This window comes from Micavibrio aeruginosavorus ARL-13, assembly GCF_000226315.1.
GTDB classification, from domain to species: domain Bacteria; phylum Pseudomonadota; class Alphaproteobacteria; order Micavibrionales; family Micavibrionaceae; genus Micavibrio; species Micavibrio aeruginosavorus_B.
On the sequence record NC_016026.1, the window covers coordinates 2,057,872 to 2,081,153 of the forward strand.

Annotated in this window: 21 protein-coding genes; 12 read left to right on the forward strand and 9 right to left on the reverse strand. The window is 56.5% G+C overall.

Annotation, left to right across the window (positions count from 1 at the left end; genetic code table 11):
• The first annotated feature begins 2 nt into the window (after positions 1-2).
• The 4 genes from MICA_RS09725 to MICA_RS09740 all read left to right on the forward strand — a co-directional run bounded on the left by MICA_RS09725 (position 3) and on the right by MICA_RS09740 (position 3,483).
• On the forward strand, positions 3-845 hold the full coding sequence (locus tag MICA_RS09725) for a metal ABC transporter permease (protein WP_014103577.1): 843 nt from the start codon (positions 3-5) through the stop codon (positions 843-845).
• Positions 842-1,276 (forward strand): manganese-binding transcriptional regulator MntR, encoded by a 435-nt coding sequence (mntR, locus tag MICA_RS09730; protein WP_014103578.1) that lies wholly within the window; start codon positions 842-844, stop codon positions 1,274-1,276. The genes MICA_RS09725 and mntR overlap by 4 nt, the downstream gene beginning before the upstream one ends.
• A 74-nt stretch (positions 1,277-1,350) precedes the next feature.
• Complete coding sequence (locus MICA_RS09735) at positions 1,351-1,569, forward strand: hypothetical protein (RefSeq protein ID WP_014103579.1); 219 nt, start codon at positions 1,351-1,353, stop codon at positions 1,567-1,569.
• A gap of 105 nt (positions 1,570-1,674) precedes the next feature.
• Positions 1,675-3,483, forward strand: a complete 1,809-nt coding sequence (locus tag MICA_RS09740; RefSeq protein WP_014103580.1) for an SLC13 family permease — start codon at positions 1,675-1,677, stop codon at positions 3,481-3,483.
• A gap of 3 nt (positions 3,484-3,486) precedes the next feature.
• On the opposite strand, the gene prmB is transcribed toward MICA_RS09740, so the two are convergent.
• Both prmB and MICA_RS09750 read right to left on the reverse strand, forming a co-directional pair.
• Positions 3,487-4,398: a 50S ribosomal protein L3 N(5)-glutamine methyltransferase gene (gene prmB / locus MICA_RS09745; protein ID WP_014103581.1), complete on the reverse strand. Its 912-nt coding sequence runs from the start codon at positions 4,396-4,398 to the stop codon at positions 3,487-3,489.
• Positions 4,399-4,509: 111 nt separating this feature from the next.
• The gene (locus MICA_RS09750; protein ID WP_014103582.1) at positions 4,510-4,926 is read right to left on the reverse strand and encodes a helix-turn-helix domain-containing protein; all 417 of its coding nucleotides are present in this window, start codon (positions 4,924-4,926) and stop codon (positions 4,510-4,512) included.
• Positions 4,927-5,037: 111 nt separating this feature from the next.
• Here MICA_RS09750 and MICA_RS09755 point away from each other — a divergent pair, with 111 nt between their 5' ends.
• Positions 5,038-5,688 carry a LexA family protein gene (locus MICA_RS09755; protein WP_014103583.1) on the forward strand — a complete coding sequence of 217 codons (651 nt, stop codon included), beginning with the start codon at positions 5,038-5,040 and terminating at the stop codon, positions 5,686-5,688.
• Here the strand turns inward: MICA_RS09755 and cysQ are convergent.
• The 3 genes from cysQ to cysD are packed head-to-tail and all read right to left on the reverse strand — an operon-like array spanning position 5,672 to position 9,195.
• Positions 5,672-6,520: a 3'(2'),5'-bisphosphate nucleotidase CysQ gene (gene cysQ, locus MICA_RS09760; RefSeq protein WP_014103584.1), complete on the reverse strand. Its 849-nt coding sequence runs from the start codon at positions 6,518-6,520 to the stop codon at positions 5,672-5,674. The genes MICA_RS09755 and cysQ overlap by 17 nt on opposite strands.
• A 6-nt stretch (positions 6,521-6,526) precedes the next feature.
• Entirely contained in the window at positions 6,527-8,398 is a 1,872-nt protein-coding gene (cysC, locus tag MICA_RS09765) for an adenylyl-sulfate kinase (protein ID WP_014103585.1), read from the reverse strand.
• Entirely contained in the window at positions 8,395-9,195 is an 801-nt protein-coding gene (gene cysD, locus MICA_RS09770; RefSeq protein WP_014103586.1) for a sulfate adenylyltransferase subunit CysD, read from the reverse strand. The genes cysC and cysD overlap by 4 nt, the downstream gene beginning before the upstream one ends.
• 223 nt (positions 9,196-9,418) lie before the next feature.
• On the opposite strand from cysD, the gene MICA_RS09775 reads away from it, so the two are divergent.
• The 4 genes from MICA_RS09775 to MICA_RS09790 all read left to right on the forward strand — a co-directional run bounded on the left by MICA_RS09775 (position 9,419) and on the right by MICA_RS09790 (position 12,748).
• On the forward strand, positions 9,419-10,282 hold the full coding sequence (locus tag MICA_RS09775) for a 3'(2'),5'-bisphosphate nucleotidase CysQ family protein (protein ID WP_014103587.1): 864 nt from the start codon (positions 9,419-9,421) through the stop codon (positions 10,280-10,282).
• Positions 10,283-10,428: 146 nt separating this feature from the next.
• Entirely contained in the window at positions 10,429-11,214 is a 786-nt protein-coding gene (locus tag MICA_RS09780; RefSeq protein WP_014103588.1) for a SapC family protein, read from the forward strand.
• Between the two features lie 45 nt (positions 11,215-11,259).
• Positions 11,260-11,889, forward strand: coding sequence for a MerR family transcriptional regulator (locus MICA_RS09785; RefSeq protein WP_014103589.1), 630 nt, complete (start codon positions 11,260-11,262; stop codon positions 11,887-11,889).
• A gap of 139 nt (positions 11,890-12,028) precedes the next feature.
• Positions 12,029-12,748, forward strand: coding sequence for a hypothetical protein (locus MICA_RS09790; protein WP_014103590.1), 720 nt, complete (start codon positions 12,029-12,031; stop codon positions 12,746-12,748).
• A 60-nt stretch (positions 12,749-12,808) separates the two neighbouring features.
• Here MICA_RS09790 and MICA_RS09795 read toward each other — a convergent pair whose 3' ends face one another.
• Positions 12,809-14,566 (reverse strand): acyl-CoA dehydrogenase, encoded by a 1,758-nt coding sequence (locus MICA_RS09795; protein WP_014103591.1) that lies wholly within the window; start codon positions 14,564-14,566, stop codon positions 12,809-12,811.
• A gap of 177 nt (positions 14,567-14,743) precedes the next feature.
• Here MICA_RS09795 and MICA_RS11935 point away from each other — a divergent pair, with 177 nt between their 5' ends.
• Together MICA_RS11935 and MICA_RS09805 are read left to right on the forward strand one after the other, a co-directional pair.
• The gene (locus MICA_RS11935; protein ID WP_014103592.1) at positions 14,744-15,832 is read left to right on the forward strand and encodes a lysozyme family protein; all 1,089 of its coding nucleotides are present in this window, start codon (positions 14,744-14,746) and stop codon (positions 15,830-15,832) included.
• A 325-nt stretch (positions 15,833-16,157) separates the two neighbouring features.
• Positions 16,158-16,424, forward strand: coding sequence for a hypothetical protein (locus tag MICA_RS09805; RefSeq protein WP_014103593.1), 267 nt, complete (start codon positions 16,158-16,160; stop codon positions 16,422-16,424).
• 57 nt (positions 16,425-16,481) lie between these two features.
• Here MICA_RS09805 and MICA_RS09810 read toward each other — a convergent pair whose 3' ends face one another.
• Both MICA_RS09810 and MICA_RS09815 read right to left on the reverse strand, forming a co-directional pair.
• On the reverse strand, positions 16,482-17,483 hold the full coding sequence (locus tag MICA_RS09810) for an L-threonylcarbamoyladenylate synthase (protein ID WP_014103594.1): 1,002 nt from the start codon (positions 17,481-17,483) through the stop codon (positions 16,482-16,484).
• An 8-nt stretch (positions 17,484-17,491) separates the two neighbouring features.
• On the reverse strand, positions 17,492-18,613 hold the full coding sequence (locus MICA_RS09815) for an anhydro-N-acetylmuramic acid kinase (RefSeq protein WP_014103595.1): 1,122 nt from the start codon (positions 18,611-18,613) through the stop codon (positions 17,492-17,494).
• Positions 18,614-18,678: 65 nt separating this feature from the next.
• Here MICA_RS09815 and tyrS point away from each other — a divergent pair, with 65 nt between their 5' ends.
• Positions 18,679-19,935, forward strand: coding sequence for a tyrosine--tRNA ligase (gene tyrS, locus MICA_RS09820; protein WP_014103596.1), 1,257 nt, complete (start codon positions 18,679-18,681; stop codon positions 19,933-19,935).
• A gap of 63 nt (positions 19,936-19,998) precedes the next feature.
• Here tyrS and MICA_RS09825 read toward each other — a convergent pair whose 3' ends face one another.
• Positions 19,999-23,190 (reverse strand): YhdP family protein, encoded by a 3,192-nt coding sequence (locus tag MICA_RS09825; protein ID WP_236619896.1) that lies wholly within the window; start codon positions 23,188-23,190, stop codon positions 19,999-20,001.
• Positions 23,191-23,282: the final 92 nt, after the last annotated feature.

Genomic DNA, 23,282 nt, shown 5'->3' on the forward strand with positions numbered 1-23,282 from the left:
ACATGGACACGCTGTACTCATTTCTGATCGAACCGCTGTCGCATGATTTTATGCAGCGCGCGCTCATCATCTCCACCATGATCGGGGTGGTGTGTTCGGTTTTTTCCTGCTTCCTCGTCCTCAAGGGCTGGTCCCTGATGGGGGATGCGGTGTCGCATGCCGTCCTGCCGGGCATTGCCATTGCTTATGTCGCTGGTATCCCCATGGCCATCGGCGCGTTTGCCGCAGGCCTGCTCTGCGCCATCGGCACGGGGTATTTAAAGAACAACAGCCGGGTGAAAGAAGACGCCGTGATGGGCATTTTGTTTTCCGGCATGTTTGCGCTTGGGCTGGTCCTGCTGACCAAAATTGAAACCGACGTGCATTTGCTGCACATCCTGTTCGGCAACGTATTGGGCATTTCCACCCGCGATATGGTCGAAGCCGGAACCATTGCCGCCATCGTGACCGCCATTATGGCGGTAAAGCGTCGCGACTTGATGCTCTATTGCTTTGACCCCGCGCATGCCGCCGTTCTGGGCCTGCCGATCAAATTGCTGCATTTCGGCCTGCTCACCCTGCTGGCCCTGACCATCGTTTCGGCATTGAAGGCGGCGGGGATTATTCTGGTTGTCGCCATGTTGATTGCGCCGGGGGCCATCGGTTTTCTGACCACCCGGTCATTTGACCGCATGATGATGGTGGCCGTTGGTGTTTCGGTCTTTTCCTGTCTGGCCGGAACGATTATAAGTTTCCACATCGATGCGGCGACGGCCCCATTGATTGTTGTTATTCAATCCCTGTTCTTTCTGGGGGCTTTGGTGTGGTCCACCACACGCCGCACAACGGTAAAGGCAAACGCATGACACCCAAGAAGAAAAAACTGGTTCTGGCCGACCCGCAAACCCAATCGCAATGGTTTTCCCGCGTGCGCGAAGCGCACCAGACCGAAACCACCGAAGATTATGTGGAACTGATCGCCGATCTGATCGATGCGCAACAAGAAGCACGCCTGAGCGATTTATCCGCCCGGCTGGGCGTGTCCCACGCCACGGCCAGCAAGGTCATCTCTCGCCTGAAAGACGAAGGATACGTGGACAGCGAACCCTATCGCTCCATCTTTCTGACCGACAAGGGCCGTACATTGGCGCAAAAATGCAAGGAACGGCACGAAATCGTTCTGGCCTTCCTGATCCGGCTGGGCGTGCCGCCAGATACGGCCGAATTTGATGCCGAGGGCATCGAGCACCATATCAGCGCCGAAACGCTGGACATTTTCCGCCGCTTCAAGGGGTAAGCCCCCTTTTCCACCGCCCGCGCCTGTGCTAGTCATACACCATAATAAACACGCACAATGACGGTGAGCGGACCATGACGATCGAACAAGCGCTGGAAGCAGTTTACGCCTCTCTCGACAACGATAACGAAAACATTGATGAATGCATTGATGCGTTGAAATCCGCCCTGAAAACCAATGGCGCGGCCAGCATCACCGTCGACCCGACCCGCCTGCCGCAAAATAACCGTCAGGGCCGCAAAATGATGCAATCGTATTTCAAACGCCGCGGCGTTACGGTTGTTTTTGCATAAAAATCAAAAGATTAGCCGATATATACAGATCCTTGAGCCGACACCTATATAATTGAAGGGCCATCCTTTGGTAGTATGACCCCGCAATGACATGGGATCGGGTTTATGAGTGGTATTGAATTCTTCGGCATCGCCTGGGACATCTGGCTGATTTACGGCCTGATCATCGGGGTTTTTGTGGCGTTCCTGATGGAACGGATGCCGCCCGACATTATCGCGCTTGGCGCGCTGGCCATCCTGATCCTGACTGGCATCCTGACCACCAAAGACGCGTTGAGCGTGTTCAGCAACCCGGCCCCCATCACCATCGGTGCCATGTTCATTATTTCCGCCGCGCTGGAGCGCACGGGGTGCGTTGAATATCTGGGACGCAGTATCAACCGCTTTGCGGGCAAGGGACAGTTAGGCCTGATTTTGGCCGTCACGCCTGTGGCGCTGGTCATCTCGGCCTTCATGAACAACACGCCCGTTGTTGTGGTTTTGACCCCCGTGCTGATCGCACTGGCCCGCAAGATGGATATTGCGTCCTCCAAGGTTTTGATCCCCTTGTCTTATGCCGCCATTCTGGGCGGGACCACAACGTTGATCGGCACCTCCACCAACTTGCTGGTCAGCGGGATCGCCGAGAATAGCGGCGCGGCCCGTTTTTCCATGTTTGAAATCACGGCCCCCGGCCTGATTCTGGCCGCTGTCGGCACGTTATTTATGGTGTTAATTGGCCGCCATTTGCTGCCCGCGCGGCAATCGCTATCCAGCATGATCGGCGGCGGTACGGGTAAAAAATATATCGCCCAGTTGCTGGTCCCGCATAACTCGGCCCTGATCGGACAGAAACTGACCAGTTCGATGCTGAACAAGGGTGAGGACACACATATTCTGGACGTGATCCGCCACGGCGATTCCATGAAGGATCATCTGGACGAATTGTTGCTGAAAGCCGGCGACCGCATCGTCATGGAAACCAACGCCGGAGAAATTCTGGGCATCAAGGAATCCGGCGCGGTCGAATTCGACACCAGCACGATCAGCGATTTCGAACCGGTCAGCGCGTCCCAAAACGTCGTGGTCGAGGGGATCGTGGGCAACAACTCACCCCTGATTGGTAAAATGGTATCCGCGCTACGCTTCCGCCGCAATTATGGCGTTTACGTCGTCGGCGTGCATCAGGCTGAACACCGCACCGCCATCGGCGGCCCGAAACGCCAGCAATTGCAAATGGGCGACGCCCTGTTGCTGGAAGGTCCGATCCAGGGCATGACACAGTTGTTCGAGGATAGCGGCCTGGTCAATTTGACGGTGCAGGAAGAACAACCGATGCGCCGGAACAAGGCGCCACTGGCCGTGCTGACCCTGATCGCCGTGGTCGGGCTGGCCGCTTTGGATGTCATGCCCATTGCGGCACTGGCGATTATCGGCGCGTTTTTTGTCGCGGTCACACGTTGTATCGAACCGCGCGATATTTATAAAACCATCGACTGGTCTATCCTGTTCCTGATTTTTGGCATGCTGGGATTGTCATTAGGCATGGAACGCACGGGCGCGGCGGCACTGGTGGTGGATCAAGTGGTCCAGTTGGCCGAAACGCTGGGCGGGCCGCTGATGATTCTGGCGGTGTTTTATATCCTGACATCCGTGCTGACCGAAATTGTCAGCAACAACGCCGTGGCCGCCTTGTTGGCACCGATTGCAATTGGTGTGGCCACATCACTGGGGTTGGACCCCAAGCCGTTCCTGGTCGCCGTCATGTTCGCGGCCAGCGCCAGTTTTGCCACGCCGATCGGGTATCAGACCAACACATTCGTCTATGGGGCCGGCGGGTACAAGTTTAAGGATTTTCTGGTCGTCGGGATACCGATGAACCTGATCATGTTCGCGGTATCGATGGTTGTGATCCCGAAATTCTGGCCCTTCTAACGATCAGGCCTCCAGCATTTCATCCCGGGTGATCCAGAACACTTCACCCTGGCTATCCTCTGTATCCAGCCAGAGGAAGGGAAGGTTGGCATACTCATCATCAATGATGTGACGCCCCGTGCCGATTTCACACAGCAGCCCACCATCATCGCTCAGGTAATCCGGTGCCTCGGCCAGAATACGGCGGACAATATCCATCCCGTCCCCGCCACCATCCAGTGCCATGCTTGGTTCCGCCCGATATTCCGGCGGCAACACAGCCATTTCATCAGGGTCGACATAAGGCGGGTTGGTGATGATCAAATCGTATGTTTTGCCCTTCAGCGGCGCAAACAAATCGCCCTGATACAGATTCACGCGATCCCCCAGCTCCAGCGTTTTCACGTTCAGTTCCGCCACCGCCAGCGCATCCTTGGACAGATCCACCGCATCTACCGTTGCATTCGGGAACAAATGTGCGGCCAGAATGGCCAGACACCCGGACCCCGTGCACAAATCCAGCACCGATGTAATCTCCCACGGATCGGAAATACCGATAAAACCATCCTCGGCGCACAAAATTTCACCGATATAGGATCGCGGAACAATCACCCGTTCATCGACATAAAACGGAATACCTTGAATATAGGCCCGGTTGAGCAAATAGGACGCTGGCTTGCGCGTGGTAATGCGGGCATTGATCAGGCTGATCATCTTTTCCCGCTCGGCCCCGATCAATCGCGCATCCAGATAGGGTTCCAATTGATCCACGGGCAGATGCAACCCCTCCAACACCATAAAAACCGCTTCGTCATAGGCATTGGTCGTCCCGTGACCGAAGACCACATTGGCTTCAATCATGCGGCTGACGCCATAGCGAATAAAATCGCGCACAGTCAAAAGATCATCCAGAGCGGTCGAAGAGGGTTGCGGCACGGTTTTCGGGTTCCTGTGTTATGGGGGATTTAAAACCACACCCCTTGTACCATTCTCCGCCCTGTCCTGTCACCCGCGCCCTGCACCCCCCCTCAGCGCCCGCCGGGCTGATTATACGGCGCATAAAACGTCCACAACGCGCGCAATTTTATACCCCTCCGCCGGAGGTTTGACCCCGCGCACCCGTTTTTGCAGATACTGCCCCAGGACAAAAGGGTCATAGGATTCGGGCATCCCCGTGGGGCCGCGTGCGTCATCATCCACCACCAGATCATTGGATACGGGCACCCAATCCGGTTCATCCGCGATCAGGGAATCCATGGAAATGCCCAATGTGGTGCGCAGGCGGACAAACCCCTCCACCGGGACGCGGTCCGATCCCGCCTCATATTTCTGCACCTGCTGGTACGACACGCCCAGAATATCGGCCAGATCCCGTTGGGACAGCCCCACCACCTGCCGCAGCAGGCGCAGATTTTCGCCAATTTTTTCATTTATATTCAATTCCTTACGATTATCCTTGGCCATACCCGCCCCATCCTTTAAAATTATAAAAGTTGCAATCAACTTTTATAAAAGTAACCCCGGGCACCGCCCTTGGTCAAGACCAAAAACAATTTTTGCGTGTATCTTTGATTCATGGCACCACAATCAGACATCGACACTGAAACAGATTCCGATTTCATCGCGCGTATTGCACGCCTGGTCACCCGCGCCGGGGGCCAGAACGCACTGGCGCGCGCAACCGGATTATCGCTGGGCGCTATTCAACGCTATCTGAAGGGGGGCGAACCCACACGCGGCGCGCTGATCCGTCTGGCCACGGCGGGCAATGTGTCGCTCGACTGGCTGGTCTATGGCGGGATGGATGAACAATCATCACCCGCGCATAATCCCGTTCCGGTTTATGGCTTTGCCGAATGCGGATTACAGGGGTGGTACAATCCCGTGCGGTATAAAATCAACGCGACATTGGACTGGCCAGACCCGGAACTCTACGCCGTGGTCGCCAGCGGGTTGAGCATGGTGCCAGAGGGGATTCACCCCGGCCATATCTGCATCATCTCCCCCAACACGCGGGCGCATACGGGTGATGCGGTGTTGATCCGCCGCAATGACGGCGCATCCACCATCAAACGTCTGGTGCGCGAAGATGATACATGGGTGCATGTGCAGGGATGGCTGGACCCGGAAAAAGAAAACGCACCACAAATCCCCTACACCGATCAAATCAAGCGCAGCGTGATCGAACAGTTGGCCCCGGTGATTTTTATCAAGCGGCGCGCGTAAAGAACAATCCGTCCAGCATCGGCAAAACATCGTCCGACGCGGCGGCAAAATCCGGGTTTCTAAACCCGCGATCCGCGTGGCCGTAGGTTAAGGGATGGCCGGATTGATCCACCACATTCCCACCCGCGGCCAGCAAAATGGCATGCCCGGCCGCGCTGTCCCATTCCGATGTTTCCCCTGCGCGGATGTACAAATCCGCCTTGCCAAAGGCGATGGCGCAGAATTTTAATGCGGAACTGCGCTTCAGAAGTTTTTCAACCTTCAGCGATTCCAGATAACCATTCAAGCGATCCACATCACCATGATGCCGTGTGGTCATCACGGTCAACCCGTTGCGCGGCGCACGGCGGCAGGCAATGTCCTTTTCCTGATCATCATCCACCATGTAACGCAGCGCCGTTTCCGCGCCATACCCGGCGAACAATTCCCCAACCACCGGCGCATAAATCACGCCCAACGCCGGAACGCCGTTTTCGATGAGGGCAATATTGACGCAATATTCGCCACTGCCGCTGATAAAGCCCTTGGTCCCATCCAGCGGATCGACCAGCCAGAAACGCGTCACACCCGCCAGATCGGGAATACGCCCCGCCGCCACCGATTCCTCGGCCACAACGGGAACCGACTCATCAATATCGGCCAGCGCCTTGATAATAATTTCTTCCGCCGCATGATCGGCCAGCGTCACAGGTGATCCATCGGCCTTGATCATCGTTTCGGGCACACCGGATTCGTCGAAATAATTCAGCGTTTCATCCCCCGCCGCAATGGCCGCGCGGCGGACCATATTGCACAGGGCCCCATAATAAGCCGGGTCGAATAGTTTATTCATGAATGCTTACGCCTTTTCATTTTTTGTTTTTGCAATCACGTAATCGACGATCATGCGCACACAATGGTCGATATCGTGGGCTTGCGTATCCACGATCATGTCCGGGTTTTCCGGTTCTTCGTAGGGGGAGTCGATGCCGGTAAAATCGGCAATCTGCCCAATGCGGGCCTTTTTATACAAACCTTTGGGATCGCGCAATTCGCATGTTGCCAAATCGGCACGGACGTAAATTTCATGAAAAACCCCCGCCGGAACAAACCCGCGCGCCCGGTCACGATCGGCACGGAAGGGAGAGATAAACGCGCTTAAAACCACCAACCCCGCATCGGCCATCAACCCGGCCACGGCGGCGACACGGCGGTTATTTTCACTGCGATCCACGGGGCTGAACCCCAGATCGGCGGTCAGACCGCTGCGCACATTGTCGCCATCCAGAACATAGGTTGCAAAGCCACGATCGAACAACGCCCGCTCCACCCGCATGGCCAGCGTCGATTTTCCCGCGCCCGAAAGGCCCGTCAGCCAGAACACTGCGCCGCGATGCCCCATGCGGGCCGTCCGCTCCGCCGCACCCACAAGCCCATGCACCGCATGCAAATTCGCCGCCCCACCAGACGGACGCGCCCGTTGATCCAGATAACCGGACAGATCAATTCCGCCCCCGGCCACCAGATCGGGCCCATCATACAGGCACAGACGTGACAGGATCGCCCCGTCATGCCCGGAATCCAGAACCATCATGCCCTGCGCGCGCAAGGTCATATCCACCACCGCATGACGCGGGGCGGATGGAGCATGATAATGCGGGGTTAAATCATCGGCGGTGACCACGCGCTCAATCGCCTGCACACTGGTCACCAATTCGCGCGTGCCGACACGCACGGTATAGACATCACCGGGCCGTACATCCGCATCACCCAGCCACACCAGGCGCGCCCGAAAAACATTGCTGAGAAACGGGGCGTGGTCCAGATGGCTGATCACATGCCCACGCTCGACGAACACACGGTCGGACAAAACCAACCCAACGACATCCCCAGCATGGGCCGCGATGCGCTCTTCATCTTCCGGCCAGACCACAATCTTCTCAATCGCGGTTGTTTCGTTGAGAGGCGAGAGCAAAACGCGATCACCAGCCCGCACAACGCCGCAATCAACCCGCCCGACAATCACACGCTGGCCATCACGACGGTCAATATCCTGAACGATAAAGCGCAAGGGGCCATCATGCCGCGCGGGCGGAACCGTCAAATGTCCCAGCGCCTCCACAATCGTGGGACCGTCATACCACCCCATCTCGTCGCCACGAGAGTACAACATCACCCCATGACGCGCGGCCACCGGAACAATAACTTGCACCGCCAGATCCAGCCCCGCCAGAAGGTCACGCATATCCGCCGCAATCCGGTCAAACACAGCGGACGCATAATCAACCGCGTCCATTTTATTGACCGCGACGATCACATGGCGCACGCCCATCAGCTGGATCAGCAATGCATGGCGGCGCGTTTGGTCGCACACCCCTTCGGCCGCATCCACAACCAGAATGGCCGCATCGGCATCGCTGGCCCCGGTCACCATATTGCGCAGGAATTCGCGGTGCCCCGGCGCATCAATTAAAATGTACGATTGGCCATTCGCCTTGAGAATCCGGCGCGTAATATCGATGGTCACTGCCTGATCCCGTTCCGCCTGAAACGCATCCAGCAGATAGGCCCATTCAAAATCATCATTCGCGCGCACCGTTGATGCCGCCCGGGCCGCATCAACCGCCCCATCGGGCAAACACCCGCAATCATGCAACAGGCGCGCCAGCAACGTGGATTTACCATGATCCACATGCCCAACCATAACGATGCGCAAAGGGGCATGGGTCACATGTACCCCCGCGTACGCAGAAGCTCGAAAGAATTTTCCGTTTCACTATCCATCGACCGGCCGGCGCGTTCCGATGTGCGGATTTGATCCAGTTCGCGGATAATATCATCAATGCTGGCGGCATCGCTGCGCACCGGATGGGTAATGTTTTTTTCACCCAATGACCGATAACGCATTCCATCCCGCGCCAGATAAAGCGGCACAAACGGGATATTTTCCCGTTGCGTATAACGCCATATATCGGCCTCGGTCCAGTTCAGTAAGGGATGAATCCGCACATGGCCACCATCGGGGACCACGGGACGGTAACACTCCCACAATTCCGGCGGCTGTTCGCGCACATCCCATGCACCGAAGGAATCGCGCGGGGAAAAAACCCGTTCCTTGGCCCGTAACGCCTGTTCATCCCGGCGGATGCCGACAATGACGCCGCGCAATTGTTCCTGTGCGATAAAATTTTTTAAACCCACGCTCTTGCGCTGCGCCGCGCGGGTCGCGGGGGGAAGGCTTGCATCCATTTCGGATTCCGGCGGGCACGGCACAGTGATATAGGGCAAATTCCAATCGCGCACCAAACGGTCACGGAATTCATAAACCTCGGCCAGCTCCTGCCCGGTGTCCAGCAACGCAAGCGGAAACGGCACCCGCCCGAAAAATGCTTTGCGCACCATCCACAGCAAGGCCGTTGAATCCTTGCCCATCGACCAGAGCATGCACAGCGGCCCCACCTGCGCCACCGCTTCGCGCAGAATGTACAACGTTTGGTTTTCAAGCTGGGTTAAATGGTCCTGCTCCATAGGACCAAAACCTTAACCGATTTGCCCCACCCGGAACAGGGCGGGGAACGGGACACGCTGTATTGCTGCATTGCATTGGATCGATTTAATGATTAATCTTTCGCCACAGATTGCACCTGTCCCGGGACATTTTTCCTTGCTTGAGACCGTGTAATCTGGAACAGTATTTCCAGAATATTGAAATCTCCTTGCGCAACCTCGAAACCAAGATGGCCCGCAACTGATGGATAAAGCCGCCGCCGCACAATTGCTCCCCCCTGTCGGCCTGATCGCCCAGCACGCCGGGGCGATCATCATGCATTATTATGCGAATATGGATGAAGCGGCGCTGAAACTGGAGATGAAGGACGACAATTCCCCGGTCACCGCCGCCGACAAGGCCGCCAGCGACTATATCGTCCAGGCGCTGACCGAGCTGACCCCGACGATTCCGGTCGTATCCGAAGAAAACGACACCGACCCCAGCACCGCCAGCGGGGCCCCCTACTGGGTCGTTGACCCGCTGGATGGGACCAAGGAATTTCTGGCCCGCACGGGCGGTTTCTGCGTCAAGATTGCCCTGATCACGGAGGGACGCCCGGTCATTGGTGTGGTCTACAGCCCGGTGCAGGACGTCCTCTATATGGGAGCCGCCGGTCTGCCCGCAATGCGCCAGATCGGGTCAGGCGCGGTCCACACGATCCAGACCCGCCCCGCCACCCCCGCAGAAGAAGCCGGAACCCTGCGCGTCCTGTTCAACCAGACCCATGCCGACCCGGCCCTGTATGACGCCACCCGGGAACGGCTGGCCGACATCCTGCGCCTGCCGGAAACCCCGGCAATCCGCCCCGGACTGCCCCGTAATCTGCAGGTGGCACAGGGCACAGCCGATCTGCATGTTGGCACGGGCCGGGACGAAACACTGGAAAAAGGGGGCGGATATCAATGGGATATTGCCGCAGATCTGGTGATTTTACAGGCCGCAGGCGGAAATATGCAGCGGCTCAAAGACGGGGGCGATGTTGTATTCGCCGCCCCGCGGGACCGCCTGCCCTCCTATATCGCCTATGGTGACGCGGCCCTGCGCTACCGCCTGACCTTCGACTGACCCCCACAGATATCCACCGGCCCTTGCGGATAAAACGGCCCTCCCCCCCCCTTTTGGATTGATCCACAGGGGCGCATTTGCTTAAGTGAAGCCATTCCAGATTAAAAATTGCACCACTTAATTAAGACACGCGAAAGGTCATTCCCATGGTCGACAAGAACACCGCCCCGAAGGACGACGGCACAGTCCGACCGATGCCGCTGTTTTACACCAATCCGGCCCCGCTGGATTCCAAACGCCACGCGAACCTGGCGCTGAAAAAGAATTTTGGTTTTGATTATGCGTCCGACGTGAACGCCGTTCCGGTCAACATGATCGAGATGCCGCAGGTGTGCCACTTCTACCCGATCGCCTTCAGCCCGGATGAAAACGCAACCCCGGTTGCGATCATGGGTCTGCGCGACAATGAAAACCTGTTCGTGAACAACAAGGGCACATGGGAAGAAGGCGCATACATCCCGGCATACATCCGCCGTTACCCGTTCATCTTCTCGGAACTGCCGGGCAGCGACCAGCTGACCCTGTGCGTTGACATCAACGACAAAGTCACCGAAGAAAACGGCGAACAGAAATTTTTCGACACCGATGGCAAGCCGAGCGCACTGGCCCAGAACGCTTTGGAATTCTGCAAATCCTATCACGCCGCAGCCCAGCAAACGCTGGAGTTCTCGCGCTATCTGGCCGCCAGCGGATTGCTGGTCGACCGCAAGGCCGAAATCGTTGTGGCCGGAAACCGCCGCATCAACTTCGCCGGCTTCCGCATTTTGGACGAACAGAAACTGACCCAGATGGATGACAAGGACTTTCTGGAATGGCGCAAGCGCGGCTGGCTGCCGTTCCTGTATGCCCATTTGTTCTCGGGCAGTCAGTGGCAACGCCTGACCCGCTTGCTGAATGAAAAGCTGGAAAAAGAAGACAGCAAGAAAAAATAACCAAACGCATTTTAAAAATCCGACCACAGAGGGGGAGATGTCACCATGGCAAAAGTAGGCGCACAACGAGCCGCAGAATTAACCGGCCGATCCAAATCCACGATCCAGCGGGCGATGGGCACCGGCAAATTGTCGTTCGAAGTGGACGCCAATGGCCGCCGTACCGTTGACGTATCCGAACTGGATCGCGTGTTCGGCCTGTTGCCACAAGGCAGCGGCCACGCCGCCCTGCAAAACAACGCCAGCGCCGAGGCCGAGCTGAAACGCGCCGCCGACATGCTGGAGATTGAACGTCTGAAAATGCGCGTGAAAATGCTGGAAGAGCAAGTCGACTCGCTGAAAGATCAGCTGGAAGACAACAAAGCCCAGCGCGACCAGTGGCAGAAACAAGCCCAGCAAGTCCTGCTGACCAGCCAGTACAGCCAGAAACAAGCCGAAGAGCTGAAGGCCGAATTGGTTGAACAGCAACGCCGCGTGAAAATGCGCCGCATGCAGGAACTGGAAAAGGCTGGGAAACTGCACAAACCCGCCAACCCGGCCGCCAACACGGTCCGGGGCACAGCCCAGAACGCCGACCAGGCCGCCACCGATTCCGGAAAGGCCGCCGCGGCCCAGATCCAGGGATTGTGGCAAAAAATCCGCGGGGAAAAAACGGGCGACAAAACCGCCGCATAAACCCGCAAGATTTGACGTGATACGAAAAAGCCGGGCCTCACAGCCCGGCTTTTTTACATCTCAATTTTTACGCCCTTTTTTCCAGTTCCGATGCGGATGGGTTATTTTTCTATTTACCCGGTGATGGTATGATAACCCCATGAAACATTTGCTTTTGACCCTGTTTTTGGCCCTGTCTTTGTCCGCGCCGGCTCTGGCGCAGGATACGTTGTCCGCCCCGCCGCCCGGGGCCGATGCCGCGTCTGAACGGCTGGGCATCCCCAGCGCCCCGCAACATGTGACCGAAGGCCGGATTGCCGCCGACGATGCCGCGGGCAAATCCCCTGTAGCGGCGGACCCAACCGCCACACCAAAAACAAACGCCCAACCCGCACCGGGCACGGGACTGACCATTCTGGCCCCGAAAGTTCCCGGCCCGCGCAGCGTCGCCGACATTCCACCGGAAGAATTGCCCAAGGAATTGCTGGATGAAATGGTCAGCGTCGAGAAGGAATGTAGTGACAACACGTATTTTTCCGCATTCCAGGATTGCCGTTGCATCGCCGTAAAATATCTGGATGAACGCATCAAGCGCGGCCCCTATGCCGTGCGGAACATCATCATGAATGATGTCAACACCATGTGCCCGAACACGCCGGGCGTGGCCGGATATGTTTACAAAAGCTGCACGGAGTATATGAGCTGGGCCCGCCCGGATTACGAAGATTTCTGCCGTTGCACCGCGAACAAGGTGGCCGAGCGTTACACACGAAACCCCCGCATGAATAATGATTATATTGGCGGGCTGCGTAAAAACGCCATGCTGGAATGTGGCATGCCGGGTTACGGCGCGACCAACGATCCGGATGTGCAATATTAAGGCATCATAGACAAAAAGCCCCGGCACAGACCGGGGCTTTTTTGAATCTGAGCCGCACCGTTACAGGCGCGCAATATCAAACCCGGTCACAACATCCGCACCGTGCGACACGACTTTCAACGCCGCATCCGCTTCGGGCAGGATGTGCGTGAAATAGAATGTCGCCATATCCATCTGCGTAGCCCGGAACGCGGCATCCACCGTATCATTTTGCGCCGCAAGCGCGCGGCGCGCCATCATCGCCGCACCCGATACGGTGCCAAAGGCATGCAGGAACGGGGCATCAATCGCCCCGACGCGGTCCGGGTCATTGGCCCCGGATTGCACCAAGGCCGTGGTCGCCGTACGCAACGCGACAACATTTGATTTCAAGGCCGCGCCCAGATCCTTCAGGCCATTTTGGTTGGCGGCATCCAATCGGGTGCACACACCGTCCATATCGTCCATCCACGCCTGGGCCGCCGCGCCACCATCGCGCAAAATTTTGCGGAAGGCCAGATCGGCCGCCTGGATCCCATTGGTGCCCTCATAAATCGGCAGGATGCGCGCATCGCGGTAATATTGCGCGGCACCCGTTTCTTCGATGAACCCCATGCCACCGTGAATTTGCACGCCGATGGACGTAACACGCACCGCCATATCGGTGCACCAGCTTTTGACAATCGGGGTCAGGAAATCCACGCGCGCCTGTGCAGCCTTGTCCCCCGCGTGGGCCAGATCCAACGCGCGCGCCGCTTCATACGCCATGGCGCGGCCCGCTTCCACTTGGGCCTTCATCGACAAAATCATACGCACGACATCCGGGTGATGAATGATCGCAACGCGATCCCCTGCACCCGATAATGCGCGGCCCTGCACCCGGCCCTTGGCGTAATCAATTGCGGCCTGGGTCGCGCGATCGGCCACGGCCACGCCCTGTAACCCGACGCACAGGCGGGCATTGTTCATCATGGTGAACATGTATTTCAGACCTTCATTTTCCGCACCGACCAGATAGCCGACGGCCCCGCCCGCATCACCATATTGCATGGTGCAGGTGGGGGATGCATGAATGCCCAATTTGTGTTCAATGCCGACGCATTTCACATCATTGCGTGCGCCGGGATTGCCGTTTTCATCCAGAATGAATTTCGGCACAATAAACAGGGAAATGCCCTTCACCCCCTCCGGCGCATCGGGTGTGCGGGCCAGAACCAGATGGATAATATTATCCGCCCAATCATGTTCGCCGTAGGTAATGAAAATCTTCTGCCCCGTAATTTTATAGCTGCCATCCGCCTGTTTCACCGCACGCGTCGTAATCGCGGACAGATCCGATCCGGCTTGCGGTTCGGTCAGGTTCATGGTGCCGGTCCATTCACCGGAAATCAGTTTTTCAAGATAGGCCGCTTTCAATTCATCGGACCCATGGCTGTGGATCGCCTCCACCGCGCCTTGGTTCAGCAACGGGCACAAGCCAAACGACATATTGGCGGCCTGCCACATCTCCATCACCGGGAAGGCCACAACCCACGGCAAACCTTGCCCGCCAAAATCCGGATCGAACGGCACCGCATTCCATCCCCCTTCGGCATAGTGTTTATACGCATCGCGGAAACCGGGCGGCGTGGTTAACACGCCATCTTTCAATACGTTACCAACCTGATCGCCCGTGTGATTGAGTGGCGCCAGAACATCGCGCGCCAGTTTTCCGGCCTCCCCCAGAATGGCATCAATCGTTTCCGCATCCAGATCGGCGGCCGCCGGAATCCCCCCCAGGCCAATCACATCGTTGAGGAGAAAGGCCATATCCTTTTGCGGGGGCGTGTAATCAGTCATCTCGAAAAAATCCAGGTCAACGAAGGGGTTGGCATAAGACGCCCGAATCGGGCCCTTTCACTATATATCGGGCGCGGCGCGATTCGGAACCCATCTGGCACGGTCCTTGCGATGATCATTCCGAACGGGGTGAAATTTTGATCCACCCCACCCTTTTGGATGATATGACAAAAAGCCATGAATTTAAGCGGAAATGCCATATATAACAAAGATTTAGAAGCCCTGAGCCAGCGGGCCGGCGCGGACGTGACCGCCGCCATCCACAAGGCCAGCACCGCCACCGGGGTTGATTTTGCCTATTTGATGGAAAAAGCTGCCGCCGAAAGCAGTTTCGATACCGACGCCCAGGCCAAGACCAGCTCCGCCCGCGGCCTGTACCAGTTTATTGAGCGCACTTGGCTTCAAATGGTGAAAGACCATGGCGCGCAATACGGGCTGGGTGATTACGCCGACAAAATTTCCGATAATTACAAAGTCGCCGACAAAGCCGCCCGCAAAGAAATTCTGGCCCTGCGTGATGATCCGCAAATCGCCTCCTACATGGCGGCGGAATTCGCCGCCGATAACAAGGCCTATATGCAACAAAATCTGGATAAGGGGTACGGCGATATCGGTGCGACCGAAATGTACTTCGCCCACTTCCTTGGCGCGGGGCAAGCCACCGCCTTTTTAAATGCGATGAAGGACAATCCGCTGCAAGCCGCCGCCGATTTGTTCCCGAAAGCCGCGAAAGCCAATTACAACGTTTTCTACAACGCAAAAACCGGGCAAGCCAAATCGCTGGCGCAAGTGTACGCGTTCTTTGATAAAAAATTCGGCAGTGACGGCAGCATCGACACCGATGCCCTGCGCGCCAATCGTTTGGCACCCGGTGTGCCATCACGCAAACCGGATCAATTTAAAACGCTGGACGCCAATGGTGACGGGTTGCGCATTCAACCGCGCCCGCAATTTATCGCCACACGGGATTTGGAATTTGGCGAAGACGATAACACAATGTCCGCCGCCGGATCGTTATGGACCAATGCACAATTGTCGATGGCGAAATCATCACTGTCGTTATTGAGCGATGAAAAATCACGCGATGCTGTTCCAACCGGCGGATTGATCACCGATCCGATTACCGTGATGACGATGGCCCAATTAAGCGCACCGGGCGAAACCGCCGCCAATGCCGCCACACATCAACGCAAGAAAGACGATGATGATGAAAGCCAGCAAAACCGCATCATGCGCCCGCGTTTAATGACATCGATCAGCGCGTAAGCCCCAGTTTCCAACTCCAGACCCACCTTGATCCCGGATGCGCAAGCATTCGGGATTTTTCTTGGGCCGGATTTCTTGAGCAGGATTTTCTGGGCCCCAACACCCCACCCACAAATATTCAATTTCGGAATTTGAATGATTATTATCAACTATAAATAAATACAGATACGAATACTGTATTTATAGATTGAATATTATTAGTTAACACCAAATACTGATTGTTAATTTGTATTTAATTTATAGTTTACTGTTTAATTTTATACTTGAAATACGCGTTGCCTTTTGCTATAAAATAGACATGGACAAACAAGTATAGGAGGTCCAAATGACACGTTTTCTTCGCAAATGCTTTCACTGTGGTCACGCTCTGTCCGGTCGCTTTGGCCGTGCCGTTCGCGCCATGCAGGGATGCTGTGAAGGACGCGCGCGCAGCGCCCACCAAACGGTGAAGGCGTCCCCAAACACCCAAAAGACGGATGATGACATGTTCTGGTTCATCGCCATGATGGCGCTGATGATGAACACCATCATGTACAGACCCGCCGTACAACAGCCGGTCCGCGCGATGGATGCGTTCGAGATCAACGCATAATCATTCGGTGTTGGGTTCAATCAAGGAAAAGCGCCGCAGATTTTTGCGGCGCTTTGTTTATTTCACACTGCCAGCTGCGGCGCGGCGCAAACGATCATTGATGGCCAGACCGACGCCCGTATCCGGAATATCCATCACGGCAATACCGCTGTTCTGACCATTGTCCAATTCGCGCATCATGCGGAACAAATTGGATGCGGCTTCGTATAAATCGCCATTCTCGCTCAAATTCCGCAGGGCGTGCTCAGGCAACGCACTGGCCGCACCGCCTCCGCGCAAGCCCATGAACCGCGTGGAACCAAAGGCCAGCAAAGCCTCACCCGGCGCAACATCCACCGCACGCATGCGCAGTGGAATGGCGGGCGCATAATGGCGCAGCAACTGTCCCGGTGATTTTACATCCGCACCACCATGATCACCCAGATCATACCCAACGTCGCACCCGAGAACATGGCCGATCTGCTCCGCCGTAATGGCACCGGGGCGCAGGACAACGGGCACGTCACCCGACAAATCCAGAACCGTGGATTCCAACCCCACATCACACGCCCCGGCCGCCAATATCATATCGACCGTATCCCCCAGGGAATCGGCAACATGCTTCGGCGTGGTCGGACTGATGGACCCGGATTTATTGGCACTGGGCGCGGCCAGCGGCACGGCACAGGCTCGCAATAAATCTTGTGTCGCTTTCAACGCGGGCACGCGAATGGCCAGCGTTGGCAACCCCGCAGAGCATAAATCGGATACAGGACAGTGTTCCGCCCGCGGCAGGATCATCGTCAACGGCCCCGGCCAGAAGGATTCAGCGATCAGGCGCGCCGCATCATTCATGACGACCAGTTTTTCCGCCGCCGCGACATCCGGCACATGCACGATCAACGGGTTAAACCCGGGCCGCCCTTTGGCCGCGAAAATTTTGGCCACCGCCACACCATCCAGCGCATTGGCCGCAAGGCCATAGACCGTTTCGGTCGGCATGGCCACCAACCCGCCATCACGCAAAATTTGCGCGGCGTCATTTAATGCAGAGGAAGAAACAGCAACGATACGCGGCATTGAAAGAACTAACCCACGCGCATCGTTTTTCCGGGGGCCGGGTGCAATTTTCCACCACTGACCGCGATTTTGCATCCGGTTGTTTCCGGCACGGACAAAGGTTGTCCTAGCAAGGACCGCACAGCCAGCCACGCAAAGCCTTCGGCTTCGACCGCATCACCGTTCCAGCCCAGATCATCAATCGAATGAACAGGCACGCCCAGAACGTCACGCAACCCATCCATAATCACCGGGTTTAAACGGCCACCACCAGCCACGTACCAAGCCTTTGGCGCTGCGGGCAAATGGTCACGTGCGGCGGCGATGGATTCAACAGTGAAACGGGTCAACGTCGCCGCACCATCCGCAGCATTCATCCCGACCAGATCACCCATAACGTGCCACGCATCGCGGTCCAATGATTTGGGCGGTGCCACGCGGAAATAGTGATGCCCCAACCATCCGCGCACAATGCCGTTATGGAACGTTCCGGATTTTGCCAATTGGCCATCCAGATCAAATTCCGCGCCCGTATGCTTGCGCGTCCAGTCATTGATAATGGCATTGCCCGGACCGGTATCAAACGCGCTCAACCGTCCATCCGCACCGATCCATGTGATATTCGCCACACCACCAATATTCAAAATCGCCACCGGCAGATCTAAACCAGACGATGCCGCCATGGCGCGGTGATACAGCGGAATGAGCGGCGCGCCCTGCCCACCATGTTTCACGTCGTTGGTGCGGAAATCGTTGATGACATCGATGCCGGTTTCGGCGGCCAGCAAATCGCCGTTGCCAATCTGCCATGTAAACCCGCCGGGGGCATCATGCATGATCGTTTGGCCATGGAAACCGATCAGATCGACATCCGCCGCAGCCACACCCGTTTGCGCCAGCAACGCTCGCACCGCATCCGCATGCGCCTTGGTCATCAGGGTTTCCGCCCGCGCCACGGTGCCATCATTGTCCACACGGCGGCCCAGACACGCGCGCAGCGCATCCCGCACAGAATCTTCATAAGGAACCGTGATAAACCCCAGATGTGTCAGGGAATCCGCGCCATCGGTCCGGATCAGCGCCGCATCAATCCCATCCAGCGATGTGCCCGACATCAGGCCGATAACCGTGTATTCTCTTGGCTTTTGCATGGCTTCCTGCTATCACAATTTCGGAAAAATACCAATAAACGCTTACATATCCGGGACTTGGCACCATGGCCAGCTATAAATCCGAATTCCTGAACATTTTACAACAACGTGGCTTTATCCACCAGTGCAGTGATTTTGACGGGCTGGACGCAAAACTGGCCGCCGGATCATGCTCGGCGTACGTCGGCTATGACCCCACGGGCAAGTCCCTGCACGTTGGACATATGATTTCCATCATGATGCTGATGTGGTTCCAGAAATGTGGCCATAAACCCGTAACCCTGATGGGTGGCGGCACGGCCATGCTGGGCGATCCGTCGTTTAAGGACAAAACCCGCCCGCTTCTGACCAAAGAAGAAATCAAAACCAATATCGCCAGTATTCAGGAAAGCTTTGCGTCTTACATTGATTATGACACCGCGCCCAACGCCGCGACCATGGTCAACAATGCCGACTGGTTGCTGAACCTGAACTACATGGATTTCCTGCGCGAGTATGGCACGCACTTTACCGTCAACCGCATGCTGACCTTTGATTCGGTCAAACTGCGTCTGGACCGGGAACAGCCGCTGACCTTCCTGGAATTCAACTACATGATCATGCAGGGGTACGATTTCGTCGAACTGCACCGCCGTTATGGCACGATCCTGCAAATGGGCGGATCGGACCAATGGGGCAACATGATCAATGGCGTTGAACTGGGCCGCCGCGCGGATAACGCCGAATTGTTCGTCCTGACCTGCCCGCTGCTGACCACCGCATCGGGCGCGAAGATGGGCAAGACGGAAAACGGTGCGGTCTGGCTGCGCGGTGATATGTGCAGCCCCTATGATTACTGGCAATATTGGCGCAACACCGAGGACGCCGATGTTGGCAAATTCCTACGCCTGTTCACGATGCTGCCGCTGGATGAGATTGCCAAGCTGGAAGCCCTGGGTGGCTCCGAGATCAACGAAGCCAAAAAGGTTCTGGCGTTCGAAGCCACCAAACTATGCCACGGTGAAGCCGCCGCACACGAAGCCGCCGCAACGGCGCAGAAAGTATTCGAACAAGGCGGCGTTGGCGGTGATTTGCCAAGCATTGAATATGACCGCAGCGTTCTGGATTCCGGCATCGCGCTGGTCGATGTGTTGTGTGATCTGGAACTGGCCTCGTCCAAAGGTGACGCCCGCCGTTTGATCCAAGGCGGCGGTGCCCGCGTCAATGATGCACAGATCAGCGATGTCGCCCACACGATTGCAGCCAATGATTTGACCGGTGAGGGATATATCAAAATCTCCTCCGGCAAGAAAAAACATGCGCTGGTGCGGGTGAAGGGATAAACCCATCAATTAATAATCGCTATTAAAAACGCGGAAAGCATGCTTTCCGCGTTTTTCTTTATCCTATTCAAAGAACAGCTTGCGTAAAAATCCCGGTGCCAGAACGGCCAGCGGATTGACGGTGGTTGTCGGGTCGCTGGTCGGGCCGCGAATGGTATAGGTGGCCGCAAACACCGCACCACCCCCGCCCGTAATGACGTCCCCGATCAGCGGAATGCTGGAAATCAAATCATTGACCATCGAAACCGGGACAATTGTACCCTTGATATCCATGGTTTGTTTGGCCTCATCCAACGTACCCTGGAACGTCAGCCCCATGGCGGAGCCCGCCGTGCGGCCATCCAGAATGGTCATCAACGATCCGCCATAACGCTGTTCCCAGACGAAGTTGCCCTCCAGCTTGGTAAAATCAATACCATCGCTGCCCAACAATTCCATGATCCCCGGCAGGCTCATGGCACTGAGCAAGCGAGCCAGAACCGGGGCATTGACGACACGGAAATTGGAAATCAAAGCATGGCCCTGCAATTTTCCGCGATACAGGCCTTGCGGCGGCTGACCATCAACCCGCAAGGTGCCACCGACCATGTTCTCGTAATACCCAAACGCCTTGAGCGCCGCACCCGCATCATTGCTGTCGATGGTCAGAACCATGCGGCCCGTGCTGTCCGGTTTATAGCGGAAGGTCAACGTCCCCTTGCCCACCGTTGCATCCACATCCAGCTTCGTCACCTCGCTGCGGCGATCCATTTCCAGATCGACCTTGGCGTTTTTGATCGACTGGTCCTTGTTGGTCAGCATCACCGGAACCTGAACCGACGCCACAATCGCCGGGCCGTCCTGTGCCGGCTGTTGCCCGGCCTTGCCATCATTATCCAGGAACGGGCGCGCATCAAACGATTGCCCGGTTACATTCAAACGCAGAATATCATCAGTACCCTGTGTAAATTCCAGCGTCCCGCGCGTGGCGCCCAAACGTGCATTCGGGAACCGTCCGCCGGACACTTGCGGCCCCTCTTTCGCTTGACGGAAATTCAGAACTGCATTGTCAACCTTGGCATCCGGCGTCGTGATGGACAAATTCTGAATATCACGCAATACGCCGCCCGGGGCCAGATTCACCCGTGCCGATGCCGTGGCTGGAACCGCCGGTTTCTTCTCGTACTTGAACGGCTTCACCATCAGCGTTGCAGGTGTGGCGTCAATATTCAGATCAATGGCAACATGACCGTCCTGTTTCTCAGTATAGGTAATTTTGGCGGGCGCAGACCCCGCCACCCAGTCCGCCAGATCCGCCCCGAAATGCGCCCGCAATTCCGGGTCAATCACCGTTTCAGCAACAACCTGATAATTATAGGGCTGGCCCGCCGTGCTGAGGAACTGAGCCCAGCGGAATTTCATATCGCGTCCGGAAATTTTCCCCTGGCCTTCAACTGACACCTCGTTGCCCGCCATTTTCATGACCAACCCCGTGCCCGCCACGTCCAATCCACTGACCAGCCCCGGCATCACAACATTGTTCAACGTTCCATCTACGGTGACTTTAACGTCTTCTTCTTTCACGTGCTCTGCGGTGGGCAGATCAACCCCGATTTTCAAATCGGCATCACCCGCTATCTTCTCCAGCGGCACTGGGAAATCACGCCCCGCCTCAATCGGTTCGGCACGGATATATTCAAATACGGTTTTCAATGGACCCGTCAGACGCAAATCAATATCCGCCGTGCCAACCCCCTCGCCCGTCACGGTATCGATGATCACGGTGCCTTCGGACACCGCCATATCACCCAAGGCGGCCTTGTTCACTTTAAACGACAGCGTATCCGTTTTAATATCAAAATGACCCGATCCGTTGGCGGCCTTCACCTTCATCAACGGGGCGCGATAATCGATATCCATGTTTTCGATACCGAAATCGGCGGTCAGCGCATCAACCGTTACATCCATTTCGCCGGCAACGGCTTCATCCGTTTCCAGTGCCATCGATTTTTGCGCCTTCAACGACACTTTGATTTCGGCATCATGCACACGACCGCCGGACAAATGATCCAGCACCCATGGCGTGATGGATTTTTCGGCCAAAACTTTCGGCCAGAGCGGGGCCACGCTGGCTTGCGGCAAATCGGGAATGCGCAATGTGATCGGCGCGGTAAAACCAACATCCGGATTGCCGGACACATCGGCCTGCGCCGATACGGCCAGATCGCCAACCTGCACCGATACATCTTCGATATGGAAGATACGGTCCGCGCGGTTAAAGGATGCTTTGACATTCATATTCTGGAACGCCAGCGGCGCATCGTACAGGTCAGGCAAATTCACCTGCCCCGTCAAAGCCTGTAGGTTGAAATTTGCGGTGTGCAGGGATAATCCACTGTCCATCGCCAGCTCAACCGTGCCCTGTAATGGAATATCCTGCCCCTGCAACCACGCCAGTTCCGGGAATTTTGTGGCCAGGAAAGGAGTTGAGATGCTCTGCACGTTCAATCGTGCCAGCAGGGTCTTAGTATCAGGATCATAGGCCGCATCCAGCATAATGTTGGCATCGCCGCGATCTTGCTCAATCCACAGCGTGGATGTGGCCAGCAATCCGTCACGTCCCTTGCGAAACATCAAATCCAGACGCGGGATCAACCATGATTGCTGAACCGCATAATCCTCGACCATCATGCGCGCGCCGGTGACACGCACCATGCGCAACGATTTCATGGGCCAGTCGGCAGGCATGTCATCAACATCCTGTGACAGCGTATCCAGCAGATTAAACAGAAATTCGCTTTGCGCTTCCGGCATCTCTGTGTCGGGCGTCGCGTCGTCATCCAACCCGAGGGTAAATTTACGATCCGCCGTTCGCACTAGGGTCAGCAAGGGACGATCGATAAACACCGCACGCGGCACAACCTGCCCCAGCAGCAAACGTCCACGCGCCAACGACAGACCCAGCGAGTCCATGCCCAGCATCGTCCGGTTATCGGCACGATTAATCAGGCGAACATTCTGCAACGTGATACGCGGGCGGGAATCAATCTGCGACCATTCCAGCAAGACATGGTCCATCTCCACCGCGATGGCGGGATTGACCTCGCTCAGTTCCGTTTGCAGGAAGGATTTGGCAAAGGCAATATCCAGCGACCCAGCCTGCAGGCGCAACATCAAGGCCACGACCGCCAGAACCAGCAAGACGGCCAGAACCATCACCACCTCAACAGTGGCGAGACCGATTTTCCGTAGAATACCCAAAGTGCGCTGGTTCACCCAAATGCCCCATAGAACAATGCCGCCATCATAATCCGGCCAAGCACCGGAACCAACAGGACTTTTCAAGAACACTTGACCGAAACGTCCGG

Bases quoted from the DNA above. Each gene is read 5' to 3' on its own strand.
- MICA_RS09755 (WP_014103583.1), top strand. From the start codon at position 5,038: ATGGCACCACAATCAGACATCGACACTGAAACAGATTCCGATTTCATC.
- cysQ (WP_014103584.1), bottom strand. From the start codon at position 6,520: ATGAATAAACTATTCGACCCGGCTTATTATGGGGCCCTGTGCAATATG.
- MICA_RS09815 (WP_014103595.1), bottom strand. From the start codon at position 18,613: ATGCAAAAGCCAAGAGAATACACGGTTATCGGCCTGATGTCGGGCACA.
- MICA_RS09750 (WP_014103582.1), bottom strand. From the start codon at position 4,926: ATGGCCAAGGATAATCGTAAGGAATTGAATATAAATGAAAAAATTGGC.
- MICA_RS09735 (WP_014103579.1), top strand. From the start codon at position 1,351: ATGACGATCGAACAAGCGCTGGAAGCAGTTTACGCCTCTCTCGACAAC.
- MICA_RS09780 (WP_014103588.1), top strand. From the start codon at position 10,429: ATGGTCGACAAGAACACCGCCCCGAAGGACGACGGCACAGTCCGACCG.
- MICA_RS11935 (WP_014103592.1), top strand. From the start codon at position 14,744: ATGAATTTAAGCGGAAATGCCATATATAACAAAGATTTAGAAGCCCTG.
- cysD (WP_014103586.1), bottom strand. From the start codon at position 9,195: ATGGAGCAGGACCATTTAACCCAGCTTGAAAACCAAACGTTGTACATT.
- MICA_RS09805 (WP_014103593.1), top strand. From the start codon at position 16,158: ATGACACGTTTTCTTCGCAAATGCTTTCACTGTGGTCACGCTCTGTCC.
- MICA_RS09790 (WP_014103590.1), top strand. From the start codon at position 12,029: ATGAAACATTTGCTTTTGACCCTGTTTTTGGCCCTGTCTTTGTCCGCG.
- MICA_RS09740 (WP_014103580.1), top strand. From the start codon at position 1,675: ATGAGTGGTATTGAATTCTTCGGCATCGCCTGGGACATCTGGCTGATT.
- MICA_RS09775 (WP_014103587.1), top strand. From the start codon at position 9,419: ATGGATAAAGCCGCCGCCGCACAATTGCTCCCCCCTGTCGGCCTGATC.
- MICA_RS09810 (WP_014103594.1), bottom strand. From the start codon at position 17,483: ATGCCGCGTATCGTTGCTGTTTCTTCCTCTGCATTAAATGACGCCGCG.
- MICA_RS09785 (WP_014103589.1), top strand. From the start codon at position 11,260: ATGGCAAAAGTAGGCGCACAACGAGCCGCAGAATTAACCGGCCGATCC.
- MICA_RS09725 (WP_014103577.1), top strand. From the start codon at position 3: ATGGACACGCTGTACTCATTTCTGATCGAACCGCTGTCGCATGATTTT.
- MICA_RS09795 (WP_014103591.1), bottom strand. From the start codon at position 14,566: ATGACTGATTACACGCCCCCGCAAAAGGATATGGCCTTTCTCCTCAAC.
- tyrS (WP_014103596.1), top strand. From the start codon at position 18,679: ATGGCCAGCTATAAATCCGAATTCCTGAACATTTTACAACAACGTGGC.
- mntR (WP_014103578.1), top strand. From the start codon at position 842: ATGACACCCAAGAAGAAAAAACTGGTTCTGGCCGACCCGCAAACCCAA.